General features: G+C 67.3%; 14 protein-coding genes. 8 read left to right on the top strand and 6 right to left on the bottom strand.

What is annotated here, in order from left to right; translation table 11 throughout:
- Positions 1–211 precede the first annotated feature (211 nt).
- The gene (locus ACFWAY_RS02415) at positions 212–2,638 is read right to left on the bottom strand and encodes an ATP-dependent Clp protease ATP-binding subunit (protein ID WP_378509706.1); all 2,427 of its coding nucleotides are present in this window, start codon (positions 2,636–2,638) and stop codon (positions 212–214) included.
- Between the two features lie 147 nt (positions 2,639–2,785).
- Positions 2,786–3,799, bottom strand: a complete 1,014-nt coding sequence (locus tag ACFWAY_RS02410; RefSeq protein ID WP_378509705.1) for an Lrp/AsnC ligand binding domain-containing protein — start codon at positions 3,797–3,799, stop codon at positions 2,786–2,788.
- Between the two features lie 141 nt (positions 3,800–3,940).
- Between ACFWAY_RS02410 and ACFWAY_RS02405 the strand changes: the two genes are divergently transcribed.
- From ACFWAY_RS02405 to ACFWAY_RS02395, 3 genes are all read left to right on the top strand, one after another.
- Positions 3,941–5,416 carry an MFS transporter gene (locus tag ACFWAY_RS02405; RefSeq protein WP_378509704.1) on the top strand — a complete coding sequence of 492 codons (1,476 nt, stop codon included), beginning with the start codon at positions 3,941–3,943 and terminating at the stop codon, positions 5,414–5,416.
- A 28-nt stretch (positions 5,417–5,444) separates the two neighbouring features.
- Entirely contained in the window at positions 5,445–6,710 is a 1,266-nt protein-coding gene (locus tag ACFWAY_RS02400; protein WP_378509703.1) for an amidohydrolase, read from the top strand.
- A 76-nt stretch (positions 6,711–6,786) separates the two neighbouring features.
- Positions 6,787–8,808 (top strand): APC family permease, encoded by a 2,022-nt coding sequence (locus tag ACFWAY_RS02395; protein WP_378455682.1) that lies wholly within the window; start codon positions 6,787–6,789, stop codon positions 8,806–8,808.
- Here the strand turns inward: ACFWAY_RS02395 and ACFWAY_RS02390 are convergent.
- The gene (locus ACFWAY_RS02390; RefSeq protein ID WP_378455683.1) at positions 8,777–10,393 is read right to left on the bottom strand and encodes an FAD-dependent monooxygenase; all 1,617 of its coding nucleotides are present in this window, start codon (positions 10,391–10,393) and stop codon (positions 8,777–8,779) included. The genes ACFWAY_RS02395 and ACFWAY_RS02390 overlap by 32 nt on opposite strands.
- Before the next feature lie 97 nt (positions 10,394–10,490).
- Entirely contained in the window at positions 10,491–11,249 is a 759-nt protein-coding gene (locus tag ACFWAY_RS02385) for an ABC transporter permease (protein WP_378455684.1), read from the bottom strand.
- A 136-nt stretch (positions 11,250–11,385) separates the two neighbouring features.
- Between ACFWAY_RS02385 and ACFWAY_RS02380 the strand changes: the two genes are divergently transcribed.
- Positions 11,386–13,707 carry an FHA domain-containing protein gene (locus ACFWAY_RS02380; protein WP_378509702.1) on the top strand — a complete coding sequence of 774 codons (2,322 nt, stop codon included), beginning with the start codon at positions 11,386–11,388 and terminating at the stop codon, positions 13,705–13,707.
- A gap of 18 nt (positions 13,708–13,725) precedes the next feature.
- Here ACFWAY_RS02380 and ACFWAY_RS02375 read toward each other — a convergent pair whose 3' ends face one another.
- Positions 13,726–14,313, bottom strand: coding sequence for a carboxymuconolactone decarboxylase family protein (locus ACFWAY_RS02375; RefSeq protein ID WP_378509701.1), 588 nt, complete (start codon positions 14,311–14,313; stop codon positions 13,726–13,728).
- Positions 14,314–14,549: 236 nt separating this feature from the next.
- Between ACFWAY_RS02375 and ACFWAY_RS02370 the strand changes: the two genes are divergently transcribed.
- Positions 14,550–15,494 (top strand): alpha/beta hydrolase fold domain-containing protein, encoded by a 945-nt coding sequence (locus ACFWAY_RS02370; RefSeq protein WP_378509700.1) that lies wholly within the window; start codon positions 14,550–14,552, stop codon positions 15,492–15,494.
- Positions 15,491–16,990, top strand: a complete 1,500-nt coding sequence (locus ACFWAY_RS02365; protein ID WP_378509699.1) for an FAD-dependent oxidoreductase — start codon at positions 15,491–15,493, stop codon at positions 16,988–16,990. The genes ACFWAY_RS02370 and ACFWAY_RS02365 overlap by 4 nt, the downstream gene beginning before the upstream one ends.
- 61 nt (positions 16,991–17,051) lie before the next feature.
- Here the strand turns inward: ACFWAY_RS02365 and ACFWAY_RS02360 are convergent, their stop codons facing one another.
- Positions 17,052–17,975 carry a LysR family transcriptional regulator gene (locus tag ACFWAY_RS02360; RefSeq protein WP_378455689.1) on the bottom strand — a complete coding sequence of 308 codons (924 nt, stop codon included), beginning with the start codon at positions 17,973–17,975 and terminating at the stop codon, positions 17,052–17,054.
- A gap of 93 nt (positions 17,976–18,068) precedes the next feature.
- Between ACFWAY_RS02360 and ACFWAY_RS02355 the strand changes: the two genes are divergently transcribed.
- Complete coding sequence (locus ACFWAY_RS02355; RefSeq protein WP_378455690.1) at positions 18,069–19,433, top strand: amidohydrolase family protein; 1,365 nt, start codon at positions 18,069–18,071, stop codon at positions 19,431–19,433.
- Positions 19,434–19,577: 144 nt separating this feature from the next.
- Positions 19,578–20,834, top strand: a complete 1,257-nt coding sequence (locus ACFWAY_RS02350) for a CynX/NimT family MFS transporter (RefSeq protein ID WP_378455775.1) — start codon at positions 19,578–19,580, stop codon at positions 20,832–20,834.
- Positions 20,835–20,848 lie beyond the last annotated feature (14 nt).

Raw genomic sequence — 20,848 nt, 5'->3', positions numbered from 1 at the left:
GACGGTAATTCGGCTCTTCTCCGGCGTGGAGGGCAACGCTCCGGGCACACACCCGGATCACACTGCAGCCCTGCACACGGCACAGGTGACAGTGCACAACGCACATCTCATCACCGGGTGCTGATCCGAGACGGCGAGGGCGGGCAAGGGGCTACCCACACACGTGAGTGGCAGAGCGTGCGGAAGCACACTCTGCCACTCACGTCGGGGATCAGCCGACTACGAGATCCAACTCGTCGTCGGACACTCCGACTGCGATGCTGCCACCCTCGACGAGGACGTCGTCGAGCAGCAGATCGGCGATCCGATCGTCGACGGCCCGCTGGATCGACCTGCGCAACGGACGCGCCCCGAACTCGGGCTGGTGTCCGTGCTCGGCAATCCAGTCGACCGCGTCCTCGCTGAACGAGATCTCGATGCCCTTGGACTGCAGCCGCTTCCGGCTGTCGTCCAGCAGCAGGTCCGTGATCCGGTGCAGCTGCTCGGTGTCGAGCTTGCGGAAGATCACGATCTCGTCGATCCGGTTCAGGAACTCGGGACGCATTGACTCGCGCAGCCGGCCCATCACCCGATCCCGCAATGGCTTCTCCGAAGCCTCCGCGTCACCGGTGCTGAATCCCAGCGCACCCGACTTGCTGGAGATGATGTCGGATCCCAGGTTGCTGGTCATGATCAGAACGGTGTTCTTGAAATCCACCGTCCGGCCCTGACCGTCCGTGAGCCGACCGTCGTCGAGCACCTGCAGCAGCGTGTTGAACACGTCGGGGTGCGCCTTCTCGATCTCGTCGAGCAGGATCACCGAGTACGGGTTCCGGCGGACCTGCTCGGTGAGCTGTCCCGCCTCCCCGTATCCGACATAGCCGGGAGGGGCACCGACGAGCCGGCTGACCGTGTGACGTTCACCGAACTCGCTCATGTCGAGTCGCAGCATCTTGTTCTCGTCACCGAACAGCGTGGCGGCCAGCGCCTTCGCCAGCTCGGTCTTGCCGACACCGGTCGGTCCGAGGAACAGGAAGCTTCCCACGGGGCGATCCGGATCGTTCATGCCGGTGCGGCTGCGGCGCACTGCCCGGGCGATGGCCCGCACAGCGTCGTCCTGGCCGATGACACGGCGATGCAATTCGTCCTCGAGCCGGCGGAGGCGTTCCTTCTCCTCCTCGGTCATCTGGCTGGCCGGGATTCCGGTGGCCCGGGACACGACCTCGGCGATCTGCTCGGCGGTCACCTCGGGCGCGACGTCGGACGCGCCGACCGCCTTCCCGTCGATCCGGGCCTGGACCTCCATGGCCTCGTCGCGCAGTCGGGAAGCCCTCTCGTACTGCTCGTCAGCGACGGCCTGCTCCTTGGCCTGCTCGAGTTCCGCGAGCTTCGCCCGCAGAGCCTCGACATCGACGCTCGGCATCCGCAGCCGCAACCGGGCTCCGGCCTGGTCGATCAGGTCGATCGCCTTGTCCGGCAGGAAGCGGTCACCGATGTAGCGGGCCGACAGCTCGACGGCGGCCGCAATCGCCTCGTCCGCGTAGCGGACTCCGTGGTGCTCCTCGTACCGGTCACGCAGACCGGACAGGATCGCCACCGCATCCGGGGCACTCGGCTCCGCCACCGTCACCGGCTGGAAACGGCGTTCGAGCGCCGGATCCTTCTCGATGTGCTTGCGGTACTCGTCGAGCGTCGTCGCACCGACGATGTGCAGCTCACCACGGGCAAGCTTCGGCTTGAGGATGTTGCCCGCATCCATCGCGCCGTCGGCGCCGCCACCGGCACCGGCGATGGAGTGGACCTCGTCGATGAAGACGATCAGCTCGTCCGAGTGGGCCGAGATCTCGTCGATCACCTTGTTGAGGCGTTCCTCGAAGTCGCCGCGGTACCGGGTGCCCGACACCATGCTCGACAGGTCGAGCTGGACGATGCGCTTGCCCGTCAGGCGGTCGGGGACCTCGCCGTCGACGATGCGCTGGGCCAGGCCCTCGACGACCGCCGTCTTGCCGACGCCGGCCTCACCGACCAGCACGGGGTTGTTCTTGGTGCGGCGCGACAGGATCTCGATGGTCTGCTCGATCTCGTCGGAGCGCCCGATCACCGGGTCGACTCCGCCGCCGCGTGCGCGTTCGGTGAGGTCGAAGCCGTACTTGTCGAGCGTGGGGGTCTCGGAGTTCGAGGACTCCTCCTCCACCGATCCACCCTGCACCGCGGTCTGCAGACGCTCCGGGGTGATTCCCTCGGACGCGAGCAGGCGTCCGGCGGCGTGGTCCTGATCCGCGGCGAGCGCCAGGAAGAGGTGCTCGGGATCGATGTAGGTGGAACCGAGGGCGCGCGCGAGTTGGTGCGCCTCGAGCAGCGCCGTCTTCAGCGCGCCGCTCAGTGCGGGTGTCGCAAAGCCTGAGGTGTCGCGGCTCTGGGGCAGACGCAGTTCGACGGCATCGGCGACGGCCGACGTGTCGGCGCCTGCGCGGCGCATCAGAGAGGTGACGGGTTCGTGTTCTGTCATGACGCGCAGAACGTGGAGTGCATCGAGTTCCGCATCGCCACGACCTGCGGCGAAACGGGCAGCAGCAGCCATGAGCTCCTGGGTGGAGCGACTCATGAGCCGACTGATGTCGATGCGACCTGGGCCCTCCGGCCCGAAGAATGCTGGCATTCCTCAGCCTCCTAAATAAGTTGAGCGTTATTCACTCAACTAACGTGCCAACCCCGCGATCAATTCCCGAAGGCGGCGAGGCGCTTCGCACCCGTGCGCCTTTCCGGTTGTTCCAGCTACCAAAAAAGGCGCACGGGCGCGGAGCGCCTACGCTCCCGACCACGGCACGATCTGCATGGGCAACTCGTCCTCGTCGAACACCCGGCCCATGCGTTTGCGGACGCCGAGAACGAGGCACCGGTCGAGGATGCTGACCGCCGGCAGTTTCTGCTCGACGACGGCTTCGAGCCCTTCGACGTCGGAGAGTTCACGCAACCACACGGATACCAGAAGATTGGCAGGCCCGGCCACCGACAACACCGTCCGCACCGCGGGCAGCCCGCTCAGGTTGGCGCCGACCCTGGCCATCTGGGCGGCGGGAACCCGGAGGAAGTACCACGCGCAGACGGGATACCCCGAGGCCCAGCGCGGCATGTCCGTGCGGAGTTCGAAAGCGCCCGACGCGAGTGTCGCGCTCAACCGTTCGCGCGCCCGCCGTGTGGAGGTCCCGAGCGCCTCCGCGACAGTCCGGGTGGTTGCACGACCGTCGCGGGACAGGATGGAGATGATGTCGCGTTCGGCGACCGGCGGACGGGCGAAAGTCGCCGAGAGCCGGGCGGCGTCCCGGCGTCGGGCAGCGTCGATCGCGCTGGACTCGTCGGCGTCGAGGGCGCGCAGGCGCCACTGCGATGCCCCGGAGATCGTGGTGATCACCGGGTGGGTGCGGACGGTGCGGACGTCGGGGATGCCCGCGACCCGGGACACGACGTACCGGTTGAACGCTGTCGGGTTGTGGCAGCCGACGGTGAGGATCAGGTCGCGACCGCCCGAGGCGACGTCGATGGACATGCACTCGCTGTCCTGGGACAACTCGGTGATCACCGCGTCGATCGACCCGGCGACGCACTCGACCTCGACGATCGCGCCACGCGCGGTCTCGGACATCGGCGGCTGGGCCGTCACCCAGGCCATGCCCCGTTCGCTCAGCCCGGACCACCGTCGCGCGAGAGTCACCGGGTCGGCGTCGAGGATCGGCCCGAGTTGCGACCACGGCACCCGCGGCCACACCTGTAGCGCGTGGATAAGTCGAAGTTCGTCCTCGGTGGGCGTCTTCTCCTGCATATCGGCACCTCCTCAGCGTCAAATTCTGCGCATTTACACCGCAGAAACTCACTCACCCAACACTCGGACGCACCGATTCGGTCGTTTCGCTCATATTGTCATGTCGCCTCTCGAGGCGACCCGCCACCTTGGAGGTCACACATGGGAGCACTCCGATCCCCTAATCCCACCGGCGCCGGTTCCGACCGGCGCCTCGGCGCCGCGGCCGGTTTCGTCGGGTTCCTCTTCGCCATGGAACTGTCCAGCGGATTCCTCCAGGCATGGTTCAGTCCGATCCTCTCGGCGATCGGTGAGAAGTACTCGGTCGGTCCCGCCGACCTGAACTGGGTGCAGACGAGTTATCTGCTCGCGACCGCGGTCCTCGTGCCGTTGCTCGCCAAGATGGGCGACCAGTACGGGCACAAGCGGATGCTCGTCGTCGCGACGGCGATGGTGACGGTCGGCAGCGTCGTGTCGGCGCTCGCCCCGACGTACGGCATCTTCATCCTGGGCCGGGCGATCACCGGCGCACTCGCGGCGTTCCTGCCGTTCGAGTTCGCGATCGTGCGTGAGCGCGCCGGGGAGCAGTCGGGGAAGGCGATCGGTTTGCTGGTCGGCGGGCTCACGCTCGGTGCCAGCGTCGGCGTCGTCCTGTCCGGGGTCCTCGCATCGTTCCTGAGTCTCACTGTGCTGCTTCTCGTTCCGGCGGCACTCATGGCGCTCGCGCTCGTCGTCGTGGTGTTCTTCGTCCCCGAAACGACGGCGCGCACGTCGGGCCGCCTCGACTGGGCCGGGGCGATCCTCCTGGGAGCGGGACTGGCGTTCGCGTTGTTCGCGATCAGCACGGGCAACAGGTTCGGGTGGGCGTCGGGGCCGGTGCTGGGCGGGCTTCTGCTCGGCGGCGCACTTCTCGCCCTGTGGGTGGTGCTCGAGCGGCGGGTGGCCTCGCCGCTGGTCGATTTCGCGATGCTCTCCGGCCGTGCCGGGGTCGGGCTGCCGATCCTGCTCGCGGCCCTGTTCGGGGCCCAGTTGTTCGGCAGCCAGACCCCGATCGCGCTCTTCGTCGGCACCGACCCGGCAGCGGCCGGATTCGGGCTCGGCCTGTCGTCGTCGATGATCGGGCTGGTCCTCGTGTTCGCGTCGATCGCGGCTTTCGTCGGCACGTTCGTCGGACCGCGGCTCGGCGCGCGGGTCGGCGACGTCACGGCCGTCATCGTCGGCGCCGTCACCGCCGCACTGGGGTACGCCCTGCTCACGGCGCTGCACTCGGACACTGTCAGCGTTCTCGCGTGGCTGGTGGTGTCCGGTCTCGGCAACGGCATCATCATCTCCGCGCTTCCCAACGTGGTGGTGGCGCGAGCGCCGCGGGACTCGGTCGGCATCGCGTCGGGCCTCTACAACAGTGCCCGCACCGTCGCCGGTGCCATCGCCGGCGCCAGCTTCACGGCGGTGATGTCCGGGTTCACGGCGACGCTCGACGGCGGTTCCGTGATCACGAGTGAGGCGGGGTACCAAGCCGTGTGGGTGATCTGCGGGCTGCTCTCGCTCGCCGTCGCCGGCCTCGCGGTGGTGACACGCGGACCCGCCGCCGACCACCGTGCGTCCACCGTCACTGCCGTCGCGCCCGCCGAGGCGTGACGACCCTTCCCTCCAGAAAGGAAAGTTCATGACCGACACCGCATTTGCCGGCGACATCGAAGCCTCGGGCGGCCCGAACGCAGTAGCCGAGGAGTTGAAGCGACGTGTGGAGGACACCGTCCTCGAATGGCGCGACCGCCTCGTCGCCACGAGCCACGACCTGCACGCCCATCCGGAACTCGCGTTCGAGGAACATCGTTCGGCGGCGCTCGTCGCAGACCTGCTCCGCGATGCCGGTTTCGCGGTGGAAGTGGGTGTGTGGGGGCAGGACACCGCCCTCGAGGCTGCGTACGGCAGCGGTGAGCTGACGGTCGTGGTGTGCGCCGAGTACGACGCCCTCCCCGGCATCGGGCACGCGTGCGGCCACAACATCATCGCGACCGCCGGGGCGGGGGCGGCGATCGCGTTGTCCCGGGTGGCGGACGAGCTCGGCATCCGGGTCAAGCTTCTCGGGACGCCGGCCGAGGAGAAGGGTGCGGGCAAGGCCCACATGCTCGAGGCCGGCGCCTGGGAGGACGCGACGGTGTCGCTGATGGTTCACCCCGGTCCCGGCGTCGTCGTGCCCACGGCGGGGAGCACGTCGCAGTCCCGCGACCGGTTCCGGGTCGAGTTCGCCGGGCGGGCGTCGCACGCGGCGGCCGCACCGAGCGTGGGGATCAACGCCGGGGACGCGGCGACGGTGATGCAGGTGGCGGTGGGACTGCTGCGGCAGCATCTGCGCGACACCGTGCGCGTCAGCGCCGTCACGCTGTCCGGTGGCGACGTCTCCAACATCATTCCGGCGACCGCGGTCGTGGAGGCCGAGGTGCGATCGTTCGACCTCGCGGAGACCGCCGAACTGAAGAAGAAGGTGCTCGCCTGCGTCGACGGCGCCGCGACGGCCACGGGATGCAGCTATACCGTCACCCCTGTCGACCCGATCTACGAGCCCCTCGTCCAGCACCCGTTCCTCGCCGACCGTTTCGACGCCGCCCTCGGGCATCGGGGCCGGGTGATGACACCACGGGACGGCGGCGCACTGGGCGGCGGATCGACCGACATGGGCAACGTCTCCCAGGCCGTGCCGTCGATCCACCCGTTGATCGGAGTGATGGGTTCGACGGCCGCGCCGCACACCGCGGCGTTCGCGGCCGACGCGATCTCGCCGGGCGCCGACAATGCCATCGTCGACGGGGCATACGCCCTGGCCGCGGCGATCGTCGACCTCGCCACCGACGACGAGGCGCGGGCCGAAGTTCTGGGGCGGCAGCGCACCCGAGCATCCGGCGCCACACGCCGGCCTGCGTACGTGTAGACCCCCGGCGGGGCGGCGGCGCGGCCTGAGGGCGGAAAACCCGCGCCGCACCCCGCCACGGTTCTACGCTGAACTTGTGGCTCTCGTTCGAGCGCTCCGGCGGCTGGCTCTGGGACGCCCGCTGCGCAGCGACGACCTCGGGGAGCAGTTGCTGACCAAGCGTCTGGCGCTGCCGATCTTCGCCTCCGACCCGTTGTCGTCCGTGGCGTACGCGACGCAGGAAATCCTGCTGATTCTGTCCCTGGGCGGTCTCGCGTATTTCTACCTGACGCCGTATCTGGCGGCTGGGGTCGTGGTGCTTCTCGCCGTGGTCGCCCTGTCGTACCGCCAGGTGGTGTACGCCTACCCCAGCGGGGGCGGCTCGTACGAGGTGGCGACGAAGAACCTCGGTCCGTCCGCGGGTCTGACGGTGGCGTCGGCATTGCTGATCGACTACGTCATGACGGTGGCGGTATCGGTGTCCGCCGGCGTCGACAATCTCATCTCCGCCGTACCCGCGCTCAACACGCACCGGGTGGCGCTGGCCGTGGCGTTCGTCGTGCTGCTGACCGTGATGAACCTGCGCGGGATCCGCGAATCGGGGACCACGTTCGCCTTCCCGACGTACGGGTTCATCGCCGGTGTGATGATCCTGATCGTGACGGGGTTCGTTCGCATCGCGGCCGGCTCGACGCCCGTCGCCGAAAGTGCCGGGTACACCATCGAACCGGAACTGTCCGGGCTGACCGGTTTGGCCCTCGTGTTCTTCGCGCTGCGCGCGTTCTCATCCGGATGTACCGCGCTGACGGGTGTCGAGGCGATCTCCAACGGGGTGCCGGCGTTCCGTAAACCCAAGAGCGCCAACGCCGCGAAGACACTCATGGCGATGGCCGCGACGGCCATCGTGATGTTCGCGGGAATCACCGCGCTGGCCATCATCGCCAAGGTGCACGTTGCGGTGAACCCCTGCGATCTGATCGGATTCGCCGGAAACTGCGAAACCGATCCGCAGCGCACCGTCATCGCTCAGATCGCGGCGGCCGTGTTCGGCGGCACCACCAACATCGGCTTCTTCTACGTCCAGGCCGCGACCGTGCTGATCCTCGTGCTCGCCGCGAACACCGCCTACAACGGCTTCCCGCTGCTCGCCTCGGTGCTCGGCCGCGACCGCTACCTCCCCGTCCAGCTCAACACGCGCGGCGACCGGCTGGCGTTCAGCAACGGCATCGTGCTCCTCGCCGTGACGGCCGGCGGATTGATCGTCCTGTTCGACGCGTCCGTCACCCACCTCATCCAGCTGTACATCCTCGGCGTGTTCACGTCCTTCACCCTCAGCCAGGCGGGCATGGTCCGTCACTGGAACCGTGTGCTGGCAACCGAATCCGACTCCCGAGAACGCCGTCGCATCCACGGCCGACGGGCCCTCAACGGCACCGGCGCCGTCCTCACCGGCACCGTCCTGATCATCGTCACGGTCACGAAGTTCACCCAGGGCGCCTACCTGGTGGTCATCGCCATGCCGATCCTGTTCTTCCTGATGCGGGGGGTGCGCCGCCATTACGACCGGATCGCGGCTGTCCTCGTCGTCGACGAGGACAGCTTCACCCTCCCCTCCCAGGTGCACACCATCGTGCTGGTGTCCGTGCTCAACAAACCCACCGCCCGGGCCCTGGCCTACGCCCGCGCCACCCATCCGACGACCCTGGAAGCCGTCACCGTACTGGGCGACAGCACCGCAAAACTGCAGCGGGAGTGGGAGAAGTACGAAATTCCGGTGCCGCTGAAAGTCCTCGAATCGCCCTACCGTGAAGTCACCCGGCCCATCGTGGGTTATGTGAAATCCGTCCGGAAGCGGATCCCGGACGGGATCGTCACCATCTTCATCCCCGAGTACGTGGTCGGTCGCTGGTGGGAACACCTGCTGCACAACCAGAATGCGCTGCGCCTCAAGGGCCGGTTGCTGTTCACGTCCGGGGTGATGGTCACGAGCGTGCCGTGGCTGCTCGATTCGGCCACCCGGGTCGGGGCGCCGCTCGTCAAGCCCGCGCCGGGTGACATCCGGCGCGGCCTGCCCACCACTCCCGAGCTCAGCGGAAAGTCGACTTCAGGTACTCCGTGAGACCGTCGACCGCGACCGGACTCTGCCGGAACCCCAGATAGCCGTCCGGACGGACGACGAACGCGGCGGAACCCTCCGCGCCGTACGCGTGCGCGAACTCGCCGTCGCGGTCCCTGACGACGGGAAGCACGGCTTCCCCGACGTCGGCGGCAGGCGACGCGACGAGGTACGTGTCGACGCGTCCCTGGGTCGCCGCCTCCACCGACGTCGCCGCGGCCTCGAGCAGTTCCAGCCCGCGCGCGTCGACCGATTCGTCGGCGTACAGCAGCAACGTGTGGTTCCGTCCCGCGAGGAGAGTGAACAGCCGGAGGGGAAACGCGACCGCGGCACGGGTCAGCCCGCGGGCGTCCGGTGCCCGGCTGCCGGGCGCGAGCGCCGCATTCGACTCCGGCTGGGCGACGATCGGACTGTCCGCGTAGCTGATGAGGAGTTGCGCTTCACGTCGGATCACGTAGTCGGGATCCGACGATCCCGCCCCGATCCCCTCCCGGGCGCTGCGCACGGTGCGTCCCACCACCTCCTCCCCGATGGGTCGCCGTTCGGCGTCGTAACTGTCCAGCAGATCGGGGGCCGCGGCACCGGACACGGCCAGCGCGACCTTCCACGCCAGGTTGTGGGCGTCCTGGATGCCGGTGTTCATGCCCTGCGCGCCGGTCGGCGGATGGATGTGGGCGGCGTCGCCCGCGACGAACACCCGTCCGCGCCCGTACGAGTCGACGATGCGGTGGCTGATCCGGAAGATGGAGGACCAGCGGAGGTTCGACGCCCGCGTCGGCTCGGGCGACAGGCGGTCGAGCACGGCCTGGATGTGGCTCAGCTCGGGTTTCGGTCCCGCTTCGAAACCGTGCGCGATCTTGTCGGCCGCCGGGGTGCCGGTGCCGGCGAGGTCGCTGGGCACCAGCATCGACATCCGGTAGCGGCGGCGGCCGGGCAGTGGAATGCACACGAGCAGATCGTCGGTCTCGCCGTCCGTCTGATGCATCGACCGGATTCCGTAGCCACGCGGCATCGACCAGTCGACCTCGACGTCGCCGAGCATGTACTGCTCGAGGAACGCACCGCCCTCGAAGCTGAGACCGAGGCCCTTGCGGACCACGCTGTGGGCGCCGTCGCACCCGAAAAGGTACTGGGTTCGGACGGTTTCGTCACCGTCCGCGCCGGTGACCGTGGCGACGACGCCGTCATCGTCCTGTTCGAACGCCGTCAGCCTCGTTCCGCGTTCGATCGTGGTGCCGAACGTGGCCAGGTATTCGGTGAGGATGCGTTCGGTCTCGTACTGGGGCAGTCCGATGAATTCGAACGGGACGTCGGCCGGAAGCGACAACTCCAGACGGGCGACCTCGTCGCCGTTGACGTACACGATCTGCCCGCGCATCTGGATCGCCGCGTCCAGGATGTGCCGCAGCACGCCCATGCTCTCGAACACCTCGAGGGTGCGGGGTTGGATCCCCACCGCCTTCGCGTACTGCGGCGGCTCGAGCAGGGGATCGATGATGCGGCAGGCGACACCTCGCCTTCGCAGTTCGATCGCCGCCGTCAGCCCCACGGGACCAGCTCCGACCACCAATACCTCGGGATGCACCACAGGACACCGCCTCGTCAGGAGGGACCGACCACCGACCAGTATGCGCGACCGATGATGGAATTGACCGGCGTTCGGGCCAGACCCGGATCCTTCACGTTCACACGGTGTGGAGTCTCGGCCGGTGGACGGCTTCCCGGGCCACCAGTTCGATCGTCACGGCCACCGCACACGTCTGCGCGAGCAGGAGTCCTACGAGGACGAGAATCTGGACCGCCCCGGCCTGCACTGCGGAACCGCTTGCCAGCAGCACCCCGACGAACGCCCCCGGCAGGGTGACCAGCCCGACGGTCCGGGTCTGATCGAGGCCCGGGAGCAACGCGTCCGAGGCGGCAGACCGGACCACTTCCATACGGGCATCCCGGACGCCGAGTCCGAGACTGAGCCCCGCCTCCACCTCACCCCACCGTTGTTCGACCGCATCGAGCGCGCGTCGCGCGGCGAGGGAGGTGGCCGTCATCGCACCACCGAGCACGATCCCGCCGACGGGAACGAGAGCGACACCTTCGAGCGGCACCACCCGGCTGACCAGCATCAACGGCAACACGATGCCGACACCCGCGGCGAGGGACAGCGCCAGCCACCCGGCGGACCGCCCGGCTTTCGCGCGGCGAGCGGACGTTCCCACCGCCGCCGCGAACATCACGACGAGCACGAGGATCGACGACCACAGATGCGCGAGAGCCGCGGCCAGGATCAGGGACACCGCGGCGAGCTGGGCAGCACCTCGAATCGCCGCACCTGGCACGACGAGTGGGCTACCGAGGTGGGTGAAGCGGTAGACCACCGCCGCGCACACGATCATCACGGTGCACAGCACAGCCAGTCCGACACCGGGATTCGCCAGGGACGTACTCACCCGGCTCAGTGTTCCTCACTTCCGGGCCACGGCGATACCGAGAGTGAGCGTTATGCCGACGAATCCCGGGGTGTGCGTGCGACCATGGAAGGAGTCGACGCTCTACGCCCGATGACGCTGACCGGAGGCCGAGGCGATGGACGACCGGGCGAACACAGCGCACCCGCGGGTCGTGGTCGAGACCGACCACGGCCGGGCAAGCTACCGCGCGGGCAAAGCCGTCCGCATCGGCCGGGATCCGCAATTGGAGATCACGATCATCGATCCCATGGTGTCGCGCGAGCATGCGCGGCTCACCTGGGACGAGGGATGGCAGCTCGTCGACTCCGACAGCAAGAACGGGATCTTCGTCGACGGCGAGCGCCGAGAAAAGGTCCCCGTCACGAACCCCGTCCTCGTCCGACTGGGCGACGCAGTCGAGGGGCCGGTCGTGCGGATCTCGGTCGAAGATCCCGACGCGACGCGACAGGACGTGGGCGGCCGATGGGACGAGTCGACAATCGAGGTAGGGGTTCCGAGCGCCCCGCCCCCGACACCGCACGCGGCGGTCCCGACGGGATCGCTCACGGTGGGACGGGCACCGGACAGCGACATCGTCGTCCGGGACGTGCTGGCCTCACGCCATCACGCCATCGTCCACAACGTGCCGTCCGGTCTCGAGATCGACGACCTGGGGAGCGTCAACGGAACGTTCGTCGGCGGCGCCCGGGTGTCGCGCGCGCAGCTGACCGACGGCGACGTCGTCACGATCGGCAACACCGATCTCAGTGTGAAGGAAGGCCGACTCCTTCCACGGCAGGCGGTCACCCCGACCGCAGGCGGGCTGCGCGTGGACGGAGTCGGGCTCACCATCGAAGGCGGGCGACGGCTGCTCGAGGACGTCACGTTCGCTGCCCAGCCGGGGAGTCTAACCGCGGTGATCGGCCCCTCCGGCGCGGGAAAGACCACAGTGGCCACCATCATCTCCGGTTCGGAACGCCCCACGGAAGGTGTGGTCGAGTTCGAGGGACGCAGCGTCCACGCCGAATACCAGGTGCTGCGTTCCCGCATCGGGCTGGTCCCCCAGGACGACGTCGTGCACCGGCAGTTGACCATCCGGCAGGCGCTCGGCTACGCCGCCGAGCTGAGGCTGCCGCCGGACACCAGCCGGGCCGACCGTGAGGAGGTGATAGCGACGGTGCTCGACGAACTGCAGCTGACCGAACACGCCGACACACGGGTCGATCGGCTGTCCGGCGGACAACGCAAACGCGCGTCCGTCGCGATGGAGTTGCTCACCGGCCCATCCCTGCTCATCCTCGACGAACCGACCTCGGGTCTCGATCCCGCGCTCGACCGGCAGATCATGGCGACGTTGCGCCGCCTCGCCGATTCGGGCCGCGTCGTCGTCATCGTCACGCATTCGCTGTCGTACCTCGAGATGTGCGATCAGGTCCTGCTCCTCGCACCGGGCGGCAAGACCGCCTACGTGGGCCCGCCGGACCGGGTCGGGGCCGCACTCGGCAGCACCGACTGGGCCGACATCTTCGCCCGTGTCGCAGCCGACCCCGACGGGGTGTTCGCCGAGTACCGCGCCACCCGCCCCGCCGTAGAGGTGCCACCACCGAGCCCGCCCGGACCTCTCGGCAGTCCCGCGCACACGTCGCGGCGCAAGCAGTTGAGCACCGTCGCCCGCCGCCAGGCCCGGCTGATCCGCGCCGACCGGGGCTACCTGATCTTCCTGTCCCTTCTGCCGTTCGTGCTCGGCGGCCTGGCCGTGCTCGTACCCGGCGACACCGGGTTCGGTCCGTCGGGCTTCGACGAATCCGGCGAACTCACCCAGATCCTGGTGGTGCTGATCCTCGGCGCCGCCTTCATGGGGTGCTCGTTGACCATCCGCGATCTGGTCGGAGAGCGCATGATCTATCTCCGCGAACGTGCCGCCGGGCTGCTGCCGTCCGCCTACCTGACGGCGAAGATCGTCGTATTCTGCGCCGCCGCGATCGTGCAGTCGGTGATCATGGTGACGATCGTTTTCGTGGGCAAGGGTTTTCCGGGCCGGGGCAGCGTGATCCCCTCCGGCTCAGTCGAACTGATCGTGGACATCGCCGTCACCACCTGTTCCTGCGTCCTGGTGGGATTGGCGTTGTCGTCGGTCGCTCGCTCGAACGAGCAGGTGATGCCGATGCTGGTGGTCACGATCATGGTGCAGCTGGTGATGTGCGGCGGATTGATCACGATCACCGGACGCAGAGTGCTCGAACAACTGTCGTGGCTCTTCCCGTCCCGCTGGGGGTTCGCGGCCGCCGCCTCGACGGTAGACCTGCGCACGAACGCCACGGGCACCGAGCCCGACACGCTCTGGCAGCACGCCGCATCGTGGTGGCTGCTCAGCATCGCCATGCTGGTGCTCATCAGTTGCGTGCTCGCGGTCGTCACCTACAGCCGGCTCCGGCTGCGCCGTTCCCGCCGACGCTGAAACAGATGCTGCGGTGTTCTACTCGTCGCCGAGACCCTCCGGTGCGCCGACGTCGAAGACATTCATCATCTGAGACAAGGTCCGGTAATAGCCGACCAGGACCACGAGTTCGAGGAGTGCCGGGTGACCCAGGCGGGCTTCGAATCGACGGAATTCCTCGTCTCCGAGGGTGTTGGCGCCCTCGAGTAGGTGACGGCACACGTCGTACGCAGCCCGTTCGGTGGCGTCTTCGGAACGGAACTCGCCGCTCCGAAGTGCCGTCATCTCTTCGTCGCTCAGTCCGACGGCGTGTCCGACCCGTTCGTGGGCATAGCGTTCGAATTCGCTTTCCGTTGCGGCCGCGACCGTGAGGATCGCGATTTCTCTGATCCGGGCGGTCATCGCCGTCCGGTACCGCACCGCACTCCCCAGTTCCTGCAGCGCAGAACCGAGTCCGGGCACATGCAGCATCAGCCCGAACGGCCCGTTGAGCCTGCCCTCGTCATCCTGAAGGGCGAACAGCTGGGGCCCCTGTGCGCGCGGACCCGTCGCGATGCTGTCGTACAACGCTTTCTGCTCGACGTCCAGCTCGGCGGGTACCAGGGAGTCGATCCGTGAATCTGCCATGCAATTACCATCTTTCAAAGTCTCGGCCCGGGAGGCGCGGTGACGAGACAGAGTATGCCGCGCCGGGCCCTGTTGTCTTCCACCGACACCGAATAGCACCGCGAACTGAAGGTATTCGTCCGATGGATTGCCACCATACATAACTGCCGATTCCCGAATACTCCCTGATCCGCCACCCTTGAGCCACGGGCCACATCGGTGAGGGACCCGCGACCAGGCGAAGAGGTGACGTCAACGTGAGAACCCCGGTCGGGCAGTCCGCCCGATACGAGATCCAATCCTGTCCCGACATCGAGTTCGGGCGTCCCGACGGGCAGGTCCTCCGACTCGATCTGTCTCTGCCGATCGGCGTTGCCACCCCCGCCGTCGTCCTCTACCTGCACGGCGGTGGTTGGATGATCGGCTCTCGCAAGAGTCATGCCGCGCGGGCGGAGCGACTCGCGCGGCACGGATTTGCCGTCGCGAGCATCGACTACCGACCCTCTACCGCGGCCCCCTTCCCCGCCCAGATCATCGACATCGTGACCGCGATCGAGTGGCTGAAAGGTCCCGGGCACGCCTTCGGTGTCGACGCGACTCGTGTCGCCCTCTGGGGAGCATCGGCAGGCGCCCATCTCGCGCTTCTGGCCACCGCCACTCCGGCGATTCCGCGTGCACCGCACGAGTTGCCCGGTCCACACGTGCAGGCCGCTGTCGGCTACTTCGGATGCTACGACCTCACCTCCCGGGGCGACCTCGACCGTCCGGACGCCGGCTCGCCGATACCGCGCGAGATCCTCGAGCAGGTCTGGCCGGCAGGGGTCCCCGCACTCCCGTCGTCTCTCTACCTGAGGGCCCGATTGCTGGGCGTCGACGAGTCGACGGTGAGCGATCGCGAACTCGCCGACATCAGCCCGTTTGCGAAAGCGCGCGACATCCACGTGCCGGTCTTCCTGCTCCACGGAACACGTGACTCGGTCACGTCGGTGCAGCACAGCCGGCGGATGGCGCTGGAACTTCGACGCCGCGGGCAGACGGTGCGACTGCGCCTTCTCGAGGGTGCCAATCACGAGGACCCCGCGTTCGACACGGACGCCACGATCGCCGAAGTCGCCGCGTTCCTACACGAACACCTGTGCCGGTCCTGCCACACACCCTCACTTCCCACGATGCCGTACAACAAGGAGATTGATTCGAAATGACCGCTCGAGTAATAGTCGTCGGCGGCGGACCGTCGGGTCTGACGGTCGCGACCGAACTGGCCCGGGCCGGAGTCGAAGTCGTCGTCCTCGAACGTCGAACGCAGCCGGTGCAGTCGCGAGCCGGGACCGTTCTGCCGAGAGTTCTCGAGCTACTCGATTCGCGGGGCCTGGCGCAGAAGTTCATCGACAGGGCCGCGACCATTCGCTCCAACCCACTGATCCCCGTTCACATCTGGGCGGGGATGCAACCCGTGGAATGGCGCCACCTCGAATCGAGGTTCGGGTTTCGGCTGGTTCTTCCCCAGAACCACACCGAGGAACTGTTGCTGGAGGAAGCGCTCCGTCTCGGAGTCGTCGTCAAGCACGGCGTGACTGTCGAATCCGTCGTCCAGCACTCCACCGCGGTGACCGTGACCGCGGCGGCCGAGGACGGACCCGTGAGGCTGTCTGCCGATTATCTGGTCGGCGCCGACGGCGGGCGGAGTATCGTGCGGTCGCAACTCGGTCTCGGTTTCGAGGGACACGGGCCGACTTTCACCGGAATCGTGGCAGATCTGAGGATGGATCGGCCGTGGCCGGAAGCGCGGCGGATGATCGACAACGCCAAGGGCTGGGTCACCTCGTTTCCGTTCGGCGAGAACGAGTCCATCACCCGGTTCAACATTGTGCACGCCGAGCGCAGGCACGCCCCTGCGGCGGAGCCGGTCACGGCCGACGAGGTCCGCCGATGCCTCACCGATGTTCTGGAGAAGGACCTGCCGTTCGACGATCTGGTGTGGGCGTCTCGTTTCACCGATTCGCTCAGAATCGCAACGAAATTCCAGCAGGGCCGAGTGTTCCTCGTCGGCGAATCGGCGCGCATCCACTATCCCGCCAGCGGCGTCGGGATGAACTTTTGCATCCAGGATGCGTTCAACCTCGGTTGGAAACTCGCCGCGGTCATCAACGAACACGCAGGACCGGCACTCCTGGAAACCTACGAGGCCGAACGCCGTCCGGTGGCGGAGGCACTACTGAGAAGTGTCGCAGCACAGTGCTCGGTCCAGTTCGACTTCACACCCGAGGGGGTGGAGTTCAAGCGGATGTTCGAACGCGACCTGTTGCCCATTCCGGAGGTCAATCGCCGAATCGGACTCGAACTGAACGGGCTGTCCTTCCCCTACCCTGCTGAGTCGCACCACCATCCGATGGTCGGATACCGCTGTCCCGATCTGGATCTCGTCACCGGGACCGGTCCGATGAGGATGGGTGAAATGCTGCGCGAAAATGCTCTCGTCCTCATCGACGCCACCGGGGCGGGCACCTACGCGGACCTGGCTCTGCAGGGCGCGCCGGTGCGCGCACACACCGGCCACGTCGTTCTCGCACCCACCGGGCTCGACGACGTCAAGAGCCTTCTGGTCAGGCCCGACGGGTACATCGCCTGGGCCAGCGTCGACGCCCCCGCGCGCGAGGATGCCCAGCTGGCGATCAAGCGGTGCCTCGCCGTCGAATGAGATGTCCGGGAGGGTCGTCTCGTGCGTACCCGAGCCGACCCTCCCACACCTCTTTCGGCACTTATGCGAGTGACTTGACGAGTTGCGCTCTGAGCCAGCGATGTTCGGGATCCGCGTTGTACATCGGGTGCCACCACAGCGCATGGTTCAGTGGGGCGAGATTCAAGGGAAAGTCCACCGACCGAATTCCCATTCCGCCGCTCATCCGGGCCGCCAATCGCTCCGGCAGAAGGGCGACACGATCGGTGTGGGCGACGAAATACGGCAGAGCCAGGTAGTTCTCGCCGACAACCTGCACGTATGGTTCGACCCCCTGCGCCCTGACCTGATGCAGCGGTGTCGTCGCGGCGTGGGGATGCGTCTGAAACACAGCCCACGGGTATTCGGTGAGCTGCTCCAACCGAATTGCGTCCCCGATGTGCTCGTTGTCCTCGGCCACCACACAGACCCATCGGTCGGAGAAGAGGTCGACCGAGGGCAGGTCGCTGACGAAGCCACGGGGTACGACCAGGGCATCGGCGGTACGGAGACTGTCCGATGCACGATCGACGATCTCCGGTCGCAACTGTACGAAGTTGATGCGCAGATGCGGAGCCTGCGCCAGCAGATCACGGGTGATGGTGTCTCCGACGGCGGCGAGCATGTAGTCGGACATGATCAGGGTGAACTCGCGGCTGGACCGTTCGATCTCGATGCCCGGCTCGGCGTCGAGCACTCGATCGACCGCCGAGATCGCCACCGTCGTGCGCTCGACCAGGCTGCGGGCGAGCGGCGTGAGTTGATACGAGTTGCCGACCCGAGCCAGTAGCGGATCCCCGAAGTACCTCCGAAGCCGCGCGAGCGCCGCACTCATCGCCGGCTGGCTCAGACCGACTTCGATCGCCGCGCGGCTCACGCTTCGCTCGCGCAGGAGCGCGTCCAGAGACACGATGAGGTTGAGGTCCAGCTTGGCGCGATGGCCTGAAATCCGCTGTATCGAGCTCATGGATACAAACTATATGCGACCCGGCGTTCCCAAATAACCGCGGGAAAATGAGACTGAAGGCAGTCAATCTGCCTCTCTCCGAACAGGACACTCATGGACCCGAGTCATGCCCGACCACGCCGCACTCTCCTCCGGGGAGCAACGGTCGTCAGCGTCGATCCGGCGATCGGAAACTTCGACCGAGCTGACATCCTGATCAGCGACGATCTGATCGCAGGAATCGACTCGCGGATCGACGTCGAACCAGACGTCGAGATCCTCGACGTCGACGGAATGATCGCGCTCCCCGGATTCGTCGACACTCACCGCCACACCTGGCAGAGCGTCATGCGGCACGGATACGCCGAACTCGATCCCCTCCAATACTTCGACGAAATGCTCCGGGGAATCGGGGCCGCGTACGAACCCGAGGACGTCGAGATCGGAAACCTCCTCGGCGCGGTATCGGCGCTGAGTGCCGGGACGACCACCCTCTTCGACTGGTCCCACATCCAGAACTCGCCCGAGCATTCCGACGCTGCGGTCACCGGTCTGCGCGAGGCGGGTATCCGTGCCGTCTTCGGCCACGGATGGCCACTGCAGGGCGACGGCCGGTGGACCGAGAACAGCATGCTCACCCACCCGGCCGACATCGAACGGCTGCAGAAGCAGCACTTCTCCGACCCGGGCGGACTCGTGACATTGGCCATGGCGGCCAGGGGCCCCGAGATGACGGCGCCCGGGGTGTGGCAGGCCGACCTCGCCCTCGCGCGTGACCTGGGCATCCGCACATCGGTGCATGCCGGTGCGTACGCGCACAACGAACCGGTCCACGCCGTCGCGCAGTACGACAAGGCCGGACTTCTCGCCGACGACCTGACGTTCGTGCACTGTTGCCGCTCCTCCGACGTCGAACTCGCGATGATCGCCGACGCCGGTGCCACCGTGTCGATCGGCGTGCACTGCGAGCTCAACTCACAGGGCATCGGCGACGTCCCCCTCGACCGCATGCTCGCCGCCGGCGTACGACCGAGCCTCAGCGGGGATACCGAAACCAAATGCAGCGGAGACATGTTCACGCAGATGCGAATGCTCTTCGGCTACCACCGTTCGTGGATGGGCGGCGGCCACAGCTCCGTCGCGGCCGATCGTGCGCAGGTGTTCCTGAAAGATGTGCTCGCATTCGCCACCATCGAGGGGGCGAGAGCGGTCGGGCAGGGCGATCGCATCGGCTCGCTCACTCCCGGCAAGCAGGCCGACATCATCCTGGTGCGCGCAACGGACCTGAACCTGGTACCTGTACTCGATCCGGTGGCGTCCGTGGTTCTCGCCGCTCACGGGGGCAATGTCGATTCGGTGCTCATCGGCGGGCGGTTCGTCAAGCGGGGCGGAGTAGTGCTCGGGCGTGATCCGTCCGCTCTCGTGAGCGCGGCGACGGCATCGCAACGACGGATCCTGGGGAGACGCGCCGGCCGCTAGCACTCGTGTGCGCGTGACACCCGTCCGAACAGGGTCTATTCGCCGCACGAATTCCCTCCATCACGAGTTGCCGCTTCCCGGATAACCCGAGAACAGGAACAGTGATGGTCATCACCACCGCAACAAAGGAGTAAGGCATTGACCATGTCACGCGGGGACGAATTCCGGCGCGGGTGGCCGACTCTGTCAGCGGCCGCCGTGGGTGTCGGCACTGGGGTATCCGGGCTCGCCATCTACTCGGCGGGTCTGTTCACCAGCGATCTCGGTAGGGAGATCGGCCTCAGCGCTGCGATGTACGGGCTGTCCATCACCTTGCTGACCTTCGGGATGGCGCTCGCCGCCCCCATCGTCGGTTACGCCGTCGACAGGTTCGGAGTCAAGGCCCCGACGATTGCCGGAGCACTGTGCCTGGCAGCCGGATTCGCCGCACTGGGAACGGTCGTGCACTCCGTGCCGGCCTACATGACAGCGATGGCGTTGATCGGATTCTTCGGTGCGAGTTCCGGACCGATTGCCTTCACCCGGGCGGTCAGCAGCTGGTTCGACCGCGCCAGAGGCCTCGCGCTCGGTATCACGATGATGGGAATGGGGCTCTCCGGCGCCATCATTCCGGTCGCCATCGGCCGCGTCATCGAACTCGAAGGATGGCGACTGGGCTACCTCACGTTGGCCTGCATCGCGCTTGCCGGAACCCTCCCGACCCTCTTCCTCCTGAAGGTTGCACCCCGAAATGGAAGTACGCAGGACACGCCCGGACGGCCGGCCCACGACGGTGACGACTTCGCCACCATCCGCAGGAACCCCCTCTACTGGCGGTTGATTCTCACATTCGGCCTGATGTCGGTCGCCTTCACCGGCCTCGTCCCCTACCTGGTCCCCATGCTTCGGCAGTACGGGATGAGTGTCGGCGGTGCGGCGTCGATCGCATCGATCATGGGACTCGCGGTGATCCTGAGCCGACTGGTGATCGGACTGCTCATCGACATCCTCCGGCCGACCGCGGTCGCAGCCTCGCTCTGCCTGCTGTGCGCCACCGGCGTGGTGCTGTTCGCCGTCGGCGGAGTCGGATTCGCCCCTGTCCTGGCCTTTACTCTGGGATGCATGCTCGGCGCCGAGCTGGATATGGTCGGCTATTTCACGTCCCGATACTTCGGTCTCGCCGCCTTCGGAAAGGCCTATGCCGGCCCCTACATGGCATTCGTCCTCGGCGGCGGGATCGCACCCCTGTGGGTCGGTGCCGTGGTGGACCGAACAGGAAGCTACACCGCAGTCCTCTATGTCGTCGCCGCGCTGACGGTGCTGTGCGCCGTCGCCTTCGTGGCCCTGCCGTCCCCGCGGCGGGTCACCCCCGAACCTTCCGAAACGAGGCCGACACCTGCCTCCGTCAACGCAGATCTCTAGCCACTCACAACAGA

The sequence above is a fragment of the Rhodococcus sp. NPDC059968 genome, assembly GCF_042738615.1.
In the GTDB taxonomy this organism is placed as follows: domain Bacteria; phylum Actinomycetota; class Actinomycetes; order Mycobacteriales; family Mycobacteriaceae; genus Rhodococcus_F.
This window is presented reverse-complemented; position numbering and strand designations above follow the sequence as displayed.